Genomic DNA, 16059 nt, shown 5'->3' with positions numbered 1-16059 from the left:
ATATTGACGTTTACGTAATAAGCCGCTAGCACTTAGACACGCCAGCCATAAGGCTGAACGCATCGCTGCCGATAAGCGGCAATGCGAAGCCTTTTGAGGAGAAGGTTTAGGAGGAAAAATGTATCGCGCGCCGGTTTCTGATATTTCGCATACGCTGATGAAAGTCGCAGGCCTTGAAAAGGCAATTACCGACAATCAGTTTCCTGATTTCTCCGCTGATCTGGCAGAAGCTATTCTCGAAGAAGCGGGAAGATTTGCCACTGAACGCGTTGAGCCGCTTCGCATTTCGGGCGACCGCCATGGTGCGAGTGTCAAGGATGGTGTTGTCACGACTGCGCCAGGCTGGAAAGAGCTTTACGCCGACTGGATTGCAGGCGGCTGGAACTCGCTGACTGGAACACCGGAATATGGCGGCCAGGGCTTGCCGACCATGATGTCAGTTGCGGTCAGCGAAATGTGGAATTCCGGCACATTGGCTTTTGCCATCGCTCCCACGCTCACCATGGGCGCGGTCGAAGCACTGGAAAAACACGCTTCAAAAGAACTCAAAGACATCTATCTCGAAAAGCTCATCTCCGGTGAATGGATGGGCACCATGAACCTGACCGAACCGCAGGCGGGTTCTGATGTCGGCGCATTACGGACACGTGCAGAGCGCCGCGATGATGGTTCCTATCGCATCTTTGGTCAAAAGATTTTCATCACCTATGGCGAGCATGACCTGACGGACAACATCGTGCATCTGGTGCTGGCACGGCTTCCCGATGCCCCGGCCGGAACAAAGGGCATATCGCTGTTTCTTGTACCAAAATTCCTCGTCAATGCGGATGGTTCGCTCGGTCGTCGTAACGACCTGTTTTGCTCTGGCCTTGAACACAAAATGGGCATTCACGCCTCCCCCACCTGCACAATGATTTATGGCGATGGCTTTGTGAAAGGTGAGGAAACCGGCGCAGTCGGTTATTTGATCGGCGAAGAAAACCGCGGTTTGGCTTGCATGTTCACTATGATGAATAATGCCCGACTGTTGGTTGGCATTCAGGGCGTAGGCGTTGCGGAAGCCGCCTATCAGCAGGCTTTGAACTACGCAAAAGAACGCAAGCAAGGCCGCGCGCTTGGTGCCGATCCGAAAGCCGGCATGAGCCCGATCATAGAGCATCCAGACGTGCAGCGCATGTTGCTTACCATGAAGGCACTGACGCAGGTGGCTCGCTCCATCACCTATTCCTGCGCGCATGCGATCGATATGAGCCATGCAACGGACGGTGCAGACGCGCAATTCTGGTCAGATCGTGCCGGACTACTGACACCGCTCGCAAAAAGCTTTGCCACAGATGTTGGCGTTGATGTTGCTTCGCTTGGTGTGCAGATTCATGGCGGCATGGGCTTCATTGAGGAAACAGGCGCCGCGCAATTGCTGCGCGATGCCCGAATTACGCCGATCTATGAAGGCACAAACGGAATTCAGGCGATCGACCTTCTGCTGCGCAAATTGCCGCTCAGCAATGGCGAGCATATCGGAAATTACCTCACAGAATTGCAGGACGAAGCCGACAAGGCCACAGTTTCGAACCGTCCCGAACTGGGCGAAACCGGCGCACGTCTCTCCACTGCCATCAGCGACGCTCGTGAAGCGACCGACTGGCTGCAACGGGCAACAGCCGAAGGCCGCACAGAGGAAGCTCTTGCCGGTGCCACGCCTTACCAACGCCTGCTGTCACTGACCGCTGGCGGCGCCTATCTCGCGCGTTCAGCACTCTCAAGCAACGATGCTGGCCGCGCTGCCCTTTGTCGCTTCTTCGCCGAAAACATGCTGGCCGAGGTCTCTGCTTTAAAAGACACAGTTATCACCGGCGCATCGAGCCTTGCAGCTGCAAAATCAGCGCTGGAGGCGTGACTATGAGCGAACATATTCTGATCGAACGCAAAGGTGCGGTGCAAATTATCCGGCTGAACCGTGCTGACAAAAAAAACGCCATCACCCGCGCCATGTATGCAACCATGGCCAAAGCGCTGATCGAGGGTGATGCCGATGATGCCGTGCGGGTGCATGTGTTTTTCGGCGTGCCGGGCGCATTTTCCGCTGGCAATGACATGCAGGATTTTATGGCTGCGGCATCGGGCGACGGTCTTGGCAATGATATTCTCGATTTTCTCAACGCTCTCTCAAGTGCGAAGAAACCGATTGTATCCGGCGTTGATGGTTTGGCGATCGGCATTGGGACAACAATCCATCTGCACTGCGATCTGACATTTGCCACTGGCCACGCGCTATTCCGCACGCCATTTGTTGATCTCGGTCTTGTGCCGGAAGCAGCCTCCAGTCTGCTTGCCCCGCCGCTCATGGGGCACCAAAAGGCTTTCGCTCTGCTGGCTCTTGGCCATGGTTTCGATGCGCAGGCTGCTCTTGAGGCAGGCATTGTTTATAAGATCGTTGAAAGCAATAATCTTGAACCGGAAGCCCTGAAAGCCGCAGAGGAGATTGCCTCTAAGCCACCACAGGCCATGCAGATTGCCCGCAGTCTGATGCGACTCCCCGCCGAACCCGTTTCCGACAGAATTACGCGGGAAGCAAAGTATTTTGCCGAACGACTAACTTCAGATGAAGCGAAGGAGGCTGTGATGGCATTTCTCAGCCGGAAAAAGTAATCAAAAAAATACCCGGATGGGAATACCATCCGGGCGGCTTACTGGAGGTCAGCCAATTGGTTGCTCCGGCATCGTGGCTCTTAACATCTGGAAAGGTCCTTCATCTTTCCAGACAACCACCGAGCGGCGCGTTATTCCTTAGATAATATAGAAATTAGACAAGACCGTGTTCACACGCGAATGTGATATTTTCTTAATTGCGAGCAATTATCTCACGGCCTTCGATGACCATACGAACGCCCAGTGAACCCGTCTTGCGGCGTGCGAGGAAACGGGGACGGCGGCGGCGTGGTTCCTGCCCCTGACGACGCGCCTGTGGCTCTGACGTGCGAACCGGGCCAGTGCTTTCGTAAAGCGGACGAGCCACACCATCTTCCTCAACAAGCATCATTGGCAGGTTGAAGGTTGCAGCCCATGCGCGCCAGTCAGCGGCAACGTCGGTCAGATCGTGCGCGACCAGCAGTGGCACCGAGAGTTGCGGGTCTTCATGCATCAGCTCGAGCGTTACAGTGATTTCGCCGTATTCGTCTTCAACAGCGCGTGCAACGACACCGACAAATGCATTGATCGGCAGAGCAATCGACATGGGCAAACCGCTCGAAGGTAAAATCTGGCGGACAACCGCCCCACGCTCACTGATCGTAAAGGTCACATCCGCATCACAATCTTCTGCGGGGTAAGTCACAACCTGTGGCAAGTGAAACGGATCCAACCGAAGTTCCTGACCTGCCCATTCCGGCTTCTTAAGTCCGCTGCTCATCATTTTCGACGCCTCTTAGTATCTCTGCCTGTTTTTATTCGTAATGCCGGACGCAAAACCGCTTCACACTTTTGCTGGCATTACTTTTTTTTTGAGAGCCAGTTATTCCGGCTTCTCTTTCGAGCATGTTCGCTCTTGTTGATTTAGAGAATAGGCGATGATTATTACCGAGGCGCTTAACGCGTTAGGTTAACTTTTCCCTGCTTTTTCATTTGGTTACTGCTTTACAACCATGTGTAAGAACTTGGTAATTCTTGCTAATTTTCGTTTACATAAATGAAAAGGCGGACAGTTACCTGCCCGCCTTAATTTCTTCTTATTTGCTGGAATTACAGCACTTTACCCGGATTCATAATGCCATTCGGGTCGAATGATTTCTTAATACGGCGCATCAATTCAAGCGCCACGTCCTGTTTAAAGAAGGCAAGTTCTTCGCGTTTCAACACGCCGATACCATGCTCTGCCGATATCGATCCGGTATAAGAAGCAACAATTGTATGAATGCGATGATTTAAATCGTGCCAGCGATCAAGGAAAGCTTGCTTATCAGCACCAATCGGCTGCGACACATTATAGTGCAGATTGCCGTCGCCAATATGGCCGAAGCAAACGATACGCGAGCCGGGTATCATTTCCAGCGTTGCCGCATTGGCTTCTGCAATAAATTCAGGGATTTTCGCGACAGGCACGGAAATATCGTGCTTGATCGAGCCGCCTTCCGGCTTCTGCGCCCAGGACATTTCCTCACGCATTTTCCAAAACATCTGCGCCTGAGCCACGCTTTCAGCAATGGCTGCATCCTGAATAATGTCGTTCTCAAACGCTTCGGTCAGAATGGTTTCAAGCGTCGTACGCGCATCGTCTTCCGAACGGCTGGAAGAAATATCCACCAGCACATACCAGTCATGCGGGCTTTCCAGCGGATCACGAACGCCATCGACATGGGCAATGGTAAACTCAACGCCGACACGCGGCATCAGCTCAAAGCCAGTGAGCGACGGGCCTGCATGTTCGGTTGAAAGCTGGAACAGGCGCAGCACATCTTCCGGGCTGCGCAGACCGGCATAAGCCACGCCTTTGCCCTTTGGCTGTGGGTAAATCTTCAATACGGCTGCGGTGATGATTCCAAGTGTCCCTTCGGAACCGATGAACAGGTCTTTCAAATCATAGCCGGTATTGTCTTTTTTCACATAGCGCAGATCGTTGAGAACCTCGCCATTTGGCAGAACCACTTCAAGGCCAAGACAAAGCTCACGCATATTGCCATAGGCGAGAACGGCAGTACCGCCTGCATTGGAACCAAGATTGCCGCCAACCTGACACGAGCCTTCCGCACCGAGCGACAGCGGGAACAGGCGACCGACTTTCTGCGCTTCGTCCTGAAGGTTTTTGAGGATGACACCAGCCTCAACCGTTACCAGATTGCCAACCGGATCAACCGAGCGCACCTTATTCATGCGGCCAAGCGACAAAACGATTGCTGTGTTGCTCTGGTCTGGCGTCTGACCACCAACAAGACCGGTATTGCCGCCCTGCGGCACAACCGGCGTTTTGGTTTCATTGGCAAGCTTCATGATCGCCGAAACTTCTTCCGTTGAAGCGGGGCGCAGCACCAGCGGCGAGTGCCCCTGATAGAGATCGCGCTGCTCAATCATGAATGGCGCAATGTCTTCGGGCGCAGTCAGCGCATTCTTTTCGCCAACAATGGCTGCAAAACGTTCGATCAGGGCGGTGTCGAGCATGTGCTTCTCTTGAATGTTTGGGGAACTAGCGCGGGGCCGCCGCGCGTTTAAGACGATCATTGATGGCCTCACCGAGACCATCAAAGGGAATGGGTTCAACAGCGATTGTCACGGCGCCCGTTGCATCGAGCTTGCGCATGAAGTCAAACAGATTGCTGGCTGCTTCGCGCAGGTCGCCGCTTTCACTGAGATTAAGAATTTGGATAGCATCATCGCTGCCTGCAACGCGTCTCGGGCCAAAAGCCAGCAGCGCCTCACCGGGCTTTACGCTCTTAACGTCAAGGCACATCGCGGCATCCGGCGCATAATGCGATTCCATCATGCCGGGCGCTTGAATGGCTGCGTTATGTTCAGCGCGGATCAGCTTCACGCCAAGAAACGCTTCAATGTCTTCTGCAGCCAAACCACCGGGGCGCAGAAGATGCACGCGTTCGCCCTCAACCTTGATGATGGTTGATTCGACACCCACGCCACACGGACCGGCATCAAGGATCAGATCGATCTTGCCACCCAGGTCATCGGCCACGGCTTTGGCCGAGGTTGGGCTGATACGGCCTGACGTGTTGGCGCTTGGTGCTGCAACAGGGCTGTCGAGATTCTTTATAACATCACGCACCCGCCCCGTTGGCATACGGATGGCCAGCGTAGCAAGCCCTGCCGTCACCAGCGGATGGATCGGGCGCGGCGCATCTTGCTGCGCTTTCAGCGGCAGAACAAGTGTTAACGGCCCCGGCCAAAAGCTTTCAGCCAGCTTTCGGGAGATTGGATCGAAAGTCACATAACGCTCGGCCATAGCAATGCTATCGACATGGGCGATAAGCGGATTGAACTGCGGGCGACCTTTGGCGGCAAAAATACCGGCCACGCCTTCGCCATGCGCTGCGTCAGCCGCAAGACCATAGACCGTTTCGGTCGGAATCGCGACCAGGCCACCGCGCGCGAGCACTTCTACCGCGCGTGAAACAGCTTTATCGTCGAATTCCAGAATATCGGCCAAGGTCATTCTCCTGCCGTCTCAGTAACGCGCATCTGTTCTGAAAACCGTTTCACACTTTTCAGGATGCGCTTTAGCTACACAAAGCGTCGCTTTTGAGCAAGAGACTCCTATGCGCAGTTGATGCAAGATCGGAATGAGTTACAAAAAGAAAGGGCGCTTAAAAGCGCCCTTGTATCATTTATCCGGCGATTTTCGAGAAATCGGCCACTGTACTTGTGGCAGTGCGGATTTGTTCAAGCAGTGCAAGGCGGTTGGCTCGGACGTTTTCGTCCTCGTCATTGACAAGCACCTTCTCGAAGAATGTATCGACCGGACCGCGTAGCTTGGCGAGCGCCAGCATTGCGCCGCCGAAATCTTCCCGGGCAATAGCTTCTTCGGCTTCGGTAGACGCGAGGTTCACAGCCGCATAAAGCGCCTTTTCCTCATCGAGCTTTAACAGAGCCGCATCGACGCTGCCTGCTACCTTCGTGCCCTTCTTTTCTTCCGCAGCCAGAATGTTGGCCGCGCGCTTGGTGCCAGCCAAAAGGTTCTTGCCGTCTTCTTCGTTGATGAAGACGATCAGCGCCTCAAGACGACGGGCAACCAGCAAAAGATTGTCGGCATCCGATGTCAAAACCGCATCAATCGCGTCATAGCGTGCGCCTTCATCTTTCAGATGAACCTTGAAGCGGTCATGCAGGAAGGACAAAAGCTCAGCTAGCAATGGCTCAGCACTGGCTTCTATTTCCGCACGCGTCTTTGTTTCAAGATTGCGGAGTGCGTTATCGACGTCCTGTTCACCATCCACATCGCCGGACTTTTCAGACACAAGCTTTGTTTCAAACTCGCGCAGCTTGCGCAGGACCTGACCTTCTTTGAGCGACGCATAAGCCGAGCGCAGAAGTGGCAAGAGCGGGAATTTCCAATCCTGCGACAGGATCAGACGGATCACACCCAATGCTGCACGACGCAGCGCAAACGGGTCTTTCGAGCCGGTTGGCTTTTCGTCAATCGCCCAGAAGCCGACCAGCGTGTCGAGCTTATCAGCGAGTGCGACAGCGACCGAAACCGGGTTCTTCGGTACAAAATCAGACGGACCCTGTGGCTTGTAATGCTCTTCAAGTGCCGAAGCGACAGCTTCGTCTTCGCCCTGAAGAAGCGCATATTTACGACCCATTGCACCCTGAAGTTCAGGGAATTCGCCCACAACTTCCGTGGTCAGATCAGCTTTTGCCAGAACAGCGGCACGCCCTGCAAGCTTTGGATCGGCACCGACCAGCGGTGCAATCTGACTTGCGAGTTCGCGGATGCGTTCAACGCGTGCGCCTTGCGTGCCGAGCTTAGCATGAAAAGTGACATTGAGGCTGTCGAGGCGCGCCATGCGCTGATCAAGCGGCTTTTTCAGATCAAGGCCGAACTTCTCACCCGATGCTGAAAGCTTTTCGAGGTCCGGCAGGTCATGCTGATCGGTGTTCCAGAAATAGAGCGCATCGGACAGGCGTGCGCGCACGACCTTGCCGTTACCATAAGCGATTTCCGTGCCGCCGTCGCGTGCAGCGATGTTCGACACCAGAATGAACTTGTTCGACAGTGCTTCTGTCTCACCCTGCTTGCGGGTGACGAAGCATTTCTGGTTCACGCGGATGGTCAACTGAATGACTTCCGGCGGAATTGCGAGGAATTCTTCCTCAAACTCGCCCATCAGCACGACTGGCCATTCGACGAGACCCGAGACTTCTTCGAGAAGGCCAGCATCCTCGACCAGTTCCAGACCGGAAGCGAAGGCGAGATTATGCGCGTCCTGCGAGATGATTTCCTTGCGGCGCTCGGCGTCGAGCACAACGAAAGCCTTTTCGAGCTTTTCAACATAATCATCAAAACGGCGCACCTTGATCGCCTGACCATCGCTTAAGAAACGATGCCCATAGGTGACATTGCCCGATTTGATGCCGTCAACCTCAAACTCGACAACAACGGTTTCTTCGGTTTCAGGACCGAAAGTGCAGAGGATCGATTGAAGCGGACGCACCCAGCGCAACGCACCCGGCTTGGAAGACGCAGCACCCCAACGCATCGACTTTGGCCATGGGAAATTACGGATCACCTGCGGCACGAGTTCCGCGATAATTTCTTCCGCAGCGCGGCCCGGCTTCGTCAAATGAGCGACATAGAAGTCACCCTTTTTCGGATCGGAATGAACATGCGCCTGCGACACATCCGAGAGACCAGCTTTACGCAGGAAGCCTGCAATCGCCTGTTCAGGTGCCGTGACCGACGGCCCCTTGACGTCTTCATGCACGTCTTTCGAGCGTACGGTCAGGCCGCGAATATCGAGTGTCAGGCGACGCGGTGTCCAATAGGCAGTCGTTGCCTCATAGGTGAGACCAGCCTCCACCAGACCATCGGTGATCATCTTCTTGAAATCACCGGCAGCTTTGCGCTGCATACGAGCAGGAATCTCTTCCGAGAAAAGTTCGAGCAACAAATCAGGCATCAGACTACGCCTTCCGCATCAGAATTCTTTTTATAATTAAAGCCGCCAGCCTCAGTCAGCAGAAATGCTTCGCCGCACTGACGCGCGAGATTGCGCACGCGCAGAATATAGCTCTGGCGTTCAGTCACCGAGATCACGCCACGCGCATCCATCAAGTTGAAAACGTGCGATGCCTTGATGCACTGGTCATAGGCCGGGAAAACACACTTGTGTACGTTCCCTGTCGTGCCTCCGGCACTCCCCGCCTCTTGTGATGCACCTGCCTTCAGAATGGCTTCGCATTCGCGCTCTGCGTCGATAAAATGCTGATGCAGGATTTCGGTGTTCGCCATTTCGAAATTGTAGCGGGAATATTCCTGCTCAGCTTGCAGGAAAACGTCGCCATAGGTGACTTTTTCTTCGCCTTCGAGACCATTGAAGTTGAGGTCATAGACATTGTCCACGCCCTGCACATACATTGCGAGGCGTTCAAGACCATAGGTTAGCTCACCGGCAACCGGCGAGCATTCAATGCCGCAGACTTGCTGGAAGTAAGTGAACTGTGACACTTCCATGCCGTCACACCAGCATTCCCAGCCAAGACCCCATGCACCAAGCGTTGGGCTTTCCCAGTCGTCTTCCACAAAGCGTACATCATGCAGTGTCGGATCAAGACCGATAGCGCGCAGTGAACCGAGATAGAGATCCTGAAGGTTCGGCGGCGATGGTTTAATGATCACCTGATACTGGTAATAATGCTGCAAGCGGTTTGGATTTTCACCATAGCGACCATCTTTCGGGCGGCGCGACGGCTGCACATAGGCCGCTTTCCAAGGCTTCGGCCCGAGCGAACGCAATGTGGTTGCCGGATGAAACGTACCCGCCCCCACTTCCATGTCGTAAGGCTGCAAAATAGCGCAACCGTGTTCCGCCCAATAGTTATGGAGCGTCAGGATCAGACCCTGAAAGGAACGGGTGGGGTGCATATGTGCTGGCAACGTACTGGACACGGGGTCAGGCCTTGTTATTGAAATGATTGGCCCGGTCTAATTTGTCCGCCTGCCACGGTCAAGCATGACATTTGATCGCTGAAGAGAGCGATAAAGCTGCGCTGCGCTCTCCATGCTTCAATGATAGGCATTTTGAAAAATGCGTAGTGAAAGACGAAATCTTCACATCGGACAAAATAATTAAATGGAAGATGCGATTGATATCTTTGTCAGTTTGCAAATCAAGGCAGATAATAGATATTTATATAATTTAACGGAAAAATAAACATTAGACTACATTTTGATTATTTGAGAGACTATTATAACTCTATAAATAATTACACAACCACATATTACCAACCTCTCACCATAAATAATATAGGATTTAAAAGTGGCGACTTGATTTATGGCATGGGAAAACAAAGGGGTAATTATATATACAACAACATCCAATTCAGAGGCTCAAACCCTCAATTAAATGTAAGTATAATAGATCAATATAGATTTAACGCGTTAGATAGATTATATAGTAACAGATATTTTCAGCCTGACATAACTTCTTCGGAGAGCTTTGAAATAAGTGTACGCAATCATTCTAAATATAGAAATATTTTAGAAAATACCAACCCCTTTAGTCAAAGCTTTGACAGAAATACATATTTTTCCAGAAAGTGCAAAGCAGGTATCAACTGGGCGAAGGAAAATGGAAATACTGTCCATTATATACTAGATGACATTAATATGGACATGGTCATAAATAAAAATTTTTATCTTCAACAGGGATATTCTGACGCAGATTCCGTATCTGGCTCTGAGCTACGCTGGATATATCGCAATAGACACGATCCCAAAGTGCAAAAATCTGTACAATTTTGGAGGAACGGACAGCCCGCAAATGCTCCATGGGTGGACGATCCGGGATCATGGAGCCATTACAGGCCAAAAAGTGAAGCTTTATCACGTCAACATATGGAACATCACTACAGCTCAAGGTTTGTTAAAAGAAGGCAAAGTTATTATGACGCCATACTTTGTGAGCTTTAATGGATCAAATTCATCAGCATTCAAAACGGCCCGGAAATCGATAAGACTTCCGGGCTTGAAAACTATTCGGTTTTGCTTTCGGGCGTCTTTGCCGGGGTAAGGCTCTTATCCTGAACCCGCGCCTCAGAAGGGTTCGGATCCGGCGCCAGGCCCTTTTTCAGCTTTTCTTCGATCTTGATCAGTTCTTCCGGCTCAGGCTTGCCAGCAATGGCATGGTTCCATTGGAACGTCGCTTCCAGCTGACGATCCGTCCGCCAGTAAGCATCGCCAAGATGATCGTTGATCGTCGGGTCTTCCGGGCGCAATTTCACGGCTTTTTCAAGCTCAACGACTGCTTCCGGATAACGGCCCAGCTTGTAATAAGCCCAACCAAGCGAATCGACGATATAGCCATCCTGCGGACGGAGCTCTACGGCCTTCTTGATCATGCCCAAGGCTTCATCAAGGTTTTCACCGCGATCCACCCACGAATAGCCAAGATAATTGAGCACCTGTGGCTGGTCAGGATAAAGCTCCAGCGCCTTGCGGAAATTTGGCTCCGCCTGATCCCATTCTTTCAGCCGTTCATGTGCGATGCCGCGCTGATAGAAAACCGGCCAATCCTTGCGCTCAGGCTTATCAATTTGCTCAACAGCCGCATCATAGATTTTTGCAGCATCGGCAAAATTCTTATCCTGCGCATAGACGCCGCCCAATGCAAGATAGGTACGGATATCCGTCTTATCGCGCTTTAGCAGCGTTTTAAGCTGGCCGATTGCATCGCCAGTCTTTTCATTTTCAGCGAGATTGAGCGCGCGCTGCATCTCGGCATCGCGCCGGTAAGGTGACCATTCCGGCACACGCGCATAATATCGAACAGCCTGTTCTGGCTGGCGCAACTTGGCCGAAATATCACCAAGCTGATAAAGCGTGGCGTCGTTGTCCGGGCGCAATGGCAACGACATTTGCAGATAAAGCTTGGCAAAAGCTTCTGCGCCACCGCGATTGATCGCGGTGCCAAGCGTATAAAGCACTTCGCCAACGCCCTGCTGCGCATTGTTAACGAGACGGCGATGTCTCTGGCCGTCCTCAAGCTTTTCACGCAATGCGGTGATGGTGATCCGACCGTTGAGGACTTCTTCAGCGTCTTTGAGCAGCTTGATAGCCCCTGCCCTGTCGCCGCGACGCAACAAAAATGAGGCGTAAGACATGACAATACGTTCGTAAGTATCCGGAGCCGCAGCGCCACCCGCACGATCATCAACCGCCTGCTGGTAATAGTTTCGCGCATCCTGCCTCAGACCTGCAACATCGGCAATCATTGCGGCATTATAGATGCGAAACAGATTGTACCATTCCGGCCCTTTGATATTGACGACATCGGAAAGCGCTTCTTTTGCGTTTCCCTGCCCGACCTTCACCCATGCGCCGATAAGGTCGGTCGCGAGTTCGTCCATATCGGACTTCACCGAGAGCATCAGCAATGGCTCGGCCTTGCGATACTGATTTTTGGAAATCGCATCAATTGCCAGCGCGACGCGAGAAAAGCGCTCAATCTCTGGCTGATCTTTCAGCTCTTCAGCAATGGGCAACGCTTCCTTGAAACGACCTTCAGTGAGCAATGCCAACAGCAAATTTTGCTTGATAAGATCATTGCTCGGATCAAAAGCCATAGCCTGCCGATAAAAATCGACAGCTGCGGAAATATTGTTGTCAGATTCAGCTGTAAGCGCAGCAAGATAAGCGCCTGCAAAAGAGCCCGCGCGGACTTGCGGGGCCGGATCTATACTCGTTTTAGCCAGTGCCGCATTGGACGGAATCGCCACTCCAGCCAAAGCCAGAAAAAGCAGTCCGTAAAGCGGACGACGTTTAGATCCCTGCCGCATAAAGCCCAGTCCTCTTTCCGATTCCGTATAAGCACCCCTACTCAGAGGAACTTCAAGCATGGCCTTTTTGGGGTCCAAGCGCAAGAAAAGCATCCGTGATGGATGCTTTTCTTAAACTTTAACAATGTTCTTAATTCACCCGGCTGATGCAGAAGTCGATGACTTCAATCAGTGCATCCTTTTCAGAAGACGCCTTCAATGGGGCCAAAGCATCGCGGGCCATTTCACCAAAGTCACGTGCGCGCTGAACGGTTTCCGCAATAGCGCCGTGCTTCAGCATGAAGCCAATAGCCTTTTCGAGCGATGCGTCATCACTCGCACCTTCTTCGATAGCCTGCTTCCAGAAAGCGCGCTCTTCATCAGAGCCATGACGATAGCTCAGGATAACTGGCAGTGTAATCTTGCCTTCGCGGAAATCATCGCCTGTGTTCTTGCCAAGATCAGCAGCCGAGCCGCCGTAATCAAGTGCATCGTCAACGAGCTGGAACGCAAGGCCGAGGTAAAGGCCATAATCACGAAGGGCTGTACGATCCGACGGCTTTGCATCCGCGATGATCGGACCAACTTCCGCAGCAGCCGAAAACAGCGCCGCAGTCTTTGCTTTGATCACTGCCAGATATTCGTCTTCGGAGGTTTCCATATTCTTGGCGGCAGCAAGCTGCATGACTTCACCTTCGGCAATGACCGAAGCAGAAGTTGCAAGCACATCAAGCGCGTCAAGCGAGCCGACATCGACCATCATTTTGAACGCCTGACCGAGCAGAAAGTCGCCAACGAGAACACTTGCCTGATTGCCCCATATCATGCGTGCGGTGCTTTTGCCGCGACGCAGATCGCTTTCATCGACCACATCATCATGGAGCAGCGTTGCTGTGTGCATAAATTCGACAGCAGTGGCGAGACGGACGTGGCCATCGCCTTCATAGCCAAACATGCGTGCACTTGCGAGTGTCATCATGGGGCGCAGGCGCTTGCCGCCGGATGAAATCAGGTGGTTTGCCACCTCCGGGATCATCTCAACATCGGAGCCGGCGCGTGACAGGATCAGTTCGTTTACACGACCCATATCAGCCTTTGTCAGATCGACCAGTGGCTGAACCGATCCTTCCCGCTTCGTTTTCCCGTCAAGATTCAAAACCACACCCAATTCCGTTACTCCTAGCTGCTGACCACACTATGTGCGTGGATCAGAACGCTCAAGGTGGCTTACAGCCCCTGCAACGCCCAAGCTTTTTTATTCAGAGCCTGTTCACCATTGAAGGAGGCAGTTGTCAATGCGGTCTATTGAATACACAGTGTCGAAATGATTGAACTTATACGCACAAATGATTCCGTTTTGCTGTCAGTTGCTGAAGCTCTGATGAAAGAAGCTGGTATCGTCTATTTCATCGCTGATACCAATATGAGCATTCTTGAAGGTTCACTCGGTATTATACCGAGACGTTTTCTGGTCGAAGAAGACCGCGTAAATGAAGCCAGACGCTACTTGATTGATGCTGGTCTGGAACATGAACTTAGAGACAATGGCAAATAGAGTGCCTGAGCCAAGAGAAGAAACCATCGATGTGTTTCATCGTGGCGCTTTTCATCTCGTGCAACCCGCGATGAAAGGCCATCGTTCGGGCGTGGATGCGATGATTCTGGCAAGCAGTGTACCGGGTGACTTCAAAGGGTGCCTTGCTGATCTTGGCAGCGGCGCTGGTGCTGCAGGTCTCGCTGTTGCGGCCCGTTGCAAGGATGCACGCGTGACGCTTATTGAACGCTCCGGCTTCATGCTCAACTTTGCGCACAAAAGCGTTAACCATCCGCTGAATGCGACCCTGCGTGATCGCATTGATATTCTTGAGGCCGATGTTGCGCTCACCGGCAAAGCACGCGCGGAAGCGGGACTGATCGATAACAGCTTCGATTATGTCATCATGAACCCGCCATTCAACGAAGCCAGCGACCGCGCAACGCCCGACCCCGTGAAAGCCGAGGCCCATGTCATGCCTGAAGGTATGTTTGACCAATGGCTGCGCACGGCATCGGCTTTGCTCCGCCCCGGCGGCAGCGTCTCGATTATCGCACGCCCTGCTTCGCTTGCGCCGATATTAAGTGCAATGGAGCGGCGTTTTGGCGGCTTGAAAATCATTCCAATCCTGCCGCGCCCCGATGCCGCTGCAATCCGCATTGTGATTACCGGCGTCCGCGGCAGCCGGGCGGGTCTTTCGCTTATGCCAGCGCTTGTTCTGCACGGCGATAAGGGCAATGCGTTTACGCAACGTGCCACAGCAATCAGCAATGGCCAGACGTCGCTGCTTGAGGAAAACAAATAAATGCTGCTAATCATTGGAACGATACGCTTGCCCGCTGAAAAACTTGATGAAGCGCGTCCAGTCATGCAGCAAATGATTGAAGCAAGCCGCGCGGAAAATGGCTGTATCGAGTACACCTATTCTCAGGACATACTTCAACCAAGTCTCATTCATGTAAAAGAGCTCTGGCGCGATCGGGTTTCACTGGACAAACACTTCATCTCAGACCACATAGAGAAATGGCGTTCTAAATGGCCAAAGCTTGGCATAACGGATCGCAATCTCATGCTCTATGAAGTGGGCGCTCCAGAAATAACCTGAAAAGAAGAAGAATGACGTCACATCCAAAATCCGCCCGCCCTGTCTCCATTATGCGCCGTTTTCTGGATAACGAATCTTCTGGCGGCATCGTGCTTATGGCTGCGGCTGCGTTAGGCTCAGGACCTATTGATTTGAGAATGAAGAGCTGATTCAGTTTCTCTTGAGGAGACTGAACGATGAGCAATCTTTACTGGCTGAGCGAAGGGCAAATGTCACGCCTTCGGCCCTTTTTTCCCAAGAGCCATGGACGTCCACGCGTTGATGACAGGCGTGTCTTGAGTGGAATTATATTCATTCTTCGTAATGGGTTACGGTGGTGTGATGCCCCTCGAGAATACGGGCCCTCTAAAACGCTCTATAATCGTTGGAACCGTTGGTGTCACAAGGGGATATTTGCTCAAATACTTGAAGGCCTGTCTTCCAAGTCGTCGGTCGGAAAGACTGTCATGATAGATGCGACCTATTTGAAAGCGCACCGCACGGCCTCAAGCCTACGGCTAAAAAAGGGGATGGTGGACGGCTGATCGGCCGGACAAAAGGTGGCATGAATACCAAGTTGCACGCCGTCACCGACACGCAGGGTCGCCCTATCAGGTTACACGTCACGGCGGGACAAATCAGCGACTACACCGGAGCTGCAGCCTTAATTGAGACGTTACCGAAGGTCGACTGGCTTCTTGCTGATAGAGGCTATGATGCCGACTGGTTCAGAAAACGGTTAAAAGACAAAGAGATAAAGCCATGCATCCCGGGTCGCAAAAACCGTAAGAAGCCTATTAAGTATGACAAACGTCGATACAAGCGACGCAATCGTATCGAAATCATGTTTGGCAGACTGAAAGACTGGCGAAGAATTGCTACCCGTTATGATCGCTGCCCGATTGTGTTCCGTGCAGCAATAGATCTTGCAGCAGCCGTTATATTCTGGCTCGGAAAGCAATGA

At 52.5% G+C, this 16059-nt stretch carries 14 protein-coding genes; 7 read left to right on the top strand and 7 right to left on the bottom strand.

Going from position 1 to position 16059, the window contains the following annotated elements:
- Nucleotides 1–118 precede the first annotated feature (118 nt).
- Nucleotides 119–1897, top strand: coding sequence for an acyl-CoA dehydrogenase (locus tag U2P60_RS11870; RefSeq protein WP_413572791.1), 1779 nt, complete (start codon nt 119–121; stop codon nt 1895–1897).
- Between the two features lie 2 nt (nt 1898–1899).
- Entirely contained in the window at nt 1900–2649 is a 750-nt protein-coding gene (locus U2P60_RS11865; RefSeq protein ID WP_413572790.1) for a crotonase/enoyl-CoA hydratase family protein, read from the top strand.
- Nucleotides 2650–2842: 193 nt separating this feature from the next.
- On the opposite strand, the gene U2P60_RS11860 is transcribed toward U2P60_RS11865, so the two are convergent.
- From U2P60_RS11860 to U2P60_RS11840, 5 genes are all read right to left on the bottom strand, one after another.
- Nucleotides 2843–3412, bottom strand: a complete 570-nt coding sequence (locus U2P60_RS11860; protein ID WP_313828024.1) for a DUF6101 family protein — start codon at nt 3410–3412, stop codon at nt 2843–2845.
- 326 nt (nt 3413–3738) lie between these two features.
- The gene (locus U2P60_RS11855; protein WP_413572789.1) at nt 3739–5151 is read right to left on the bottom strand and encodes an FAD-binding oxidoreductase; all 1413 of its coding nucleotides are present in this window, start codon (nt 5149–5151) and stop codon (nt 3739–3741) included.
- 25 nt (nt 5152–5176) lie between these two features.
- A complete protein-coding gene (locus U2P60_RS11850) occupies nt 5177–6154 on the bottom strand; it encodes an L-threonylcarbamoyladenylate synthase (protein WP_413572788.1) in 978 nt (325 codons plus the stop codon).
- A 172-nt stretch (nt 6155–6326) separates the two neighbouring features.
- The gene (glyS, locus tag U2P60_RS11845; RefSeq protein ID WP_413572787.1) at nt 6327–8621 is read right to left on the bottom strand and encodes a glycine--tRNA ligase subunit beta; all 2295 of its coding nucleotides are present in this window, start codon (nt 8619–8621) and stop codon (nt 6327–6329) included.
- Nucleotides 8621–9586, bottom strand: coding sequence for a glycine--tRNA ligase subunit alpha (locus U2P60_RS11840; protein WP_313828599.1), 966 nt, complete (start codon nt 9584–9586; stop codon nt 8621–8623). The genes glyS and U2P60_RS11840 overlap by 1 nt, the downstream gene beginning before the upstream one ends.
- Nucleotides 9587–10000: 414 nt before the next feature.
- On the opposite strand from U2P60_RS11840, the gene U2P60_RS11835 reads away from it, so the two are divergent.
- Entirely contained in the window at nt 10001–10633 is a 633-nt protein-coding gene (locus U2P60_RS11835; protein WP_413572786.1) for a hypothetical protein, read from the top strand.
- A gap of 62 nt (nt 10634–10695) precedes the next feature.
- Here U2P60_RS11835 and U2P60_RS11830 read toward each other — a convergent pair whose 3' ends face one another.
- The gene (locus tag U2P60_RS11830) at nt 10696–12498 is read right to left on the bottom strand and encodes a tetratricopeptide repeat protein (RefSeq protein WP_413572785.1); all 1803 of its coding nucleotides are present in this window, start codon (nt 12496–12498) and stop codon (nt 10696–10698) included.
- A gap of 130 nt (nt 12499–12628) precedes the next feature.
- Nucleotides 12629–13645 (bottom strand): polyprenyl synthetase family protein, encoded by a 1017-nt coding sequence (locus U2P60_RS11825; protein ID WP_313828018.1) that lies wholly within the window; start codon nt 13643–13645, stop codon nt 12629–12631.
- Between the two features lie 156 nt (nt 13646–13801).
- Between U2P60_RS11825 and U2P60_RS11820 the strand changes: the two genes are divergently transcribed.
- The 4 genes from U2P60_RS11820 (at nt 13802) to U2P60_RS11805 (ending at nt 16059) form a co-directional block, all read left to right on the top strand.
- A complete protein-coding gene (locus tag U2P60_RS11820; RefSeq protein WP_313828017.1) occupies nt 13802–14032 on the top strand; it encodes a DUF2007 domain-containing protein in 231 nt (76 codons plus the stop codon).
- On the top strand, nt 14022–14816 hold the full coding sequence (locus U2P60_RS11815; RefSeq protein WP_413572784.1) for a tRNA1(Val) (adenine(37)-N6)-methyltransferase: 795 nt from the start codon (nt 14022–14024) through the stop codon (nt 14814–14816). The genes U2P60_RS11820 and U2P60_RS11815 overlap by 11 nt, the downstream gene beginning before the upstream one ends.
- Nucleotides 14817–15116 carry a putative quinol monooxygenase gene (locus tag U2P60_RS11810; RefSeq protein ID WP_413572783.1) on the top strand — a complete coding sequence of 100 codons (300 nt, stop codon included), beginning with the start codon at nt 14817–14819 and terminating at the stop codon, nt 15114–15116.
- Between the two features lie 176 nt (nt 15117–15292).
- A protein-coding gene (locus U2P60_RS11805) for an IS5 family transposase (protein WP_279678372.1) occupies nt 15293–16059 on the top strand; the annotation gives its coding sequence in 2 pieces (ribosomal slippage) (nt 15293–15610 and nt 15613–16059; 765 coding nt in all).

Origin of the sequence: Brucella sp. H1_1004 (genome assembly GCF_047308065.1) — a bacterium.
In the GTDB taxonomy this organism is placed as follows: domain Bacteria; phylum Pseudomonadota; class Alphaproteobacteria; order Rhizobiales; family Rhizobiaceae; genus Brucella; species Brucella pseudogrignonensis_B.
The sequence above is the reverse complement of the archived record's forward strand: the minus strand, read 5'-3'. Positions and strand labels throughout refer to the sequence as shown.

Coding starts and splice junctions, on each gene's coding strand:
- U2P60_RS11870 (WP_413572791.1), top strand. CDS start 119: ATGTATCGCGCGCCGGTTTCTGATATTTCGCATACGCTGATGAAAGTC.
- U2P60_RS11865 (WP_413572790.1), top strand. CDS start 1,900: ATGAGCGAACATATTCTGATCGAACGCAAAGGTGCGGTGCAAATTATC.
- U2P60_RS11860 (WP_313828024.1), bottom strand. CDS start 3,412: ATGATGAGCAGCGGACTTAAGAAGCCGGAATGGGCAGGTCAGGAACTT.
- U2P60_RS11855 (WP_413572789.1), bottom strand. CDS start 5,151: ATGCTCGACACCGCCCTGATCGAACGTTTTGCAGCCATTGTTGGCGAA.
- U2P60_RS11850 (WP_413572788.1), bottom strand. CDS start 6,154: ATGACCTTGGCCGATATTCTGGAATTCGACGATAAAGCTGTTTCACGC.
- glyS (WP_413572787.1), bottom strand. CDS start 8,621: ATGCCTGATTTGTTGCTCGAACTTTTCTCGGAAGAGATTCCTGCTCGT.
- U2P60_RS11840 (WP_313828599.1), bottom strand. CDS start 9,586: ATGCACCCCACCCGTTCCTTTCAGGGTCTGATCCTGACGCTCCATAAC.
- U2P60_RS11835 (WP_413572786.1), top strand. CDS start 10,001: ATGGGAAAACAAAGGGGTAATTATATATACAACAACATCCAATTCAGA.
- U2P60_RS11830 (WP_413572785.1), bottom strand. CDS start 12,498: ATGCGGCAGGGATCTAAACGTCGTCCGCTTTACGGACTGCTTTTTCTG.
- U2P60_RS11820 (WP_313828017.1), top strand. CDS start 13,802: ATGATTGAACTTATACGCACAAATGATTCCGTTTTGCTGTCAGTTGCT.
- U2P60_RS11815 (WP_413572784.1), top strand. CDS start 14,022: ATGGCAAATAGAGTGCCTGAGCCAAGAGAAGAAACCATCGATGTGTTT.
- U2P60_RS11810 (WP_413572783.1), top strand. CDS start 14,817: ATGCTGCTAATCATTGGAACGATACGCTTGCCCGCTGAAAAACTTGAT.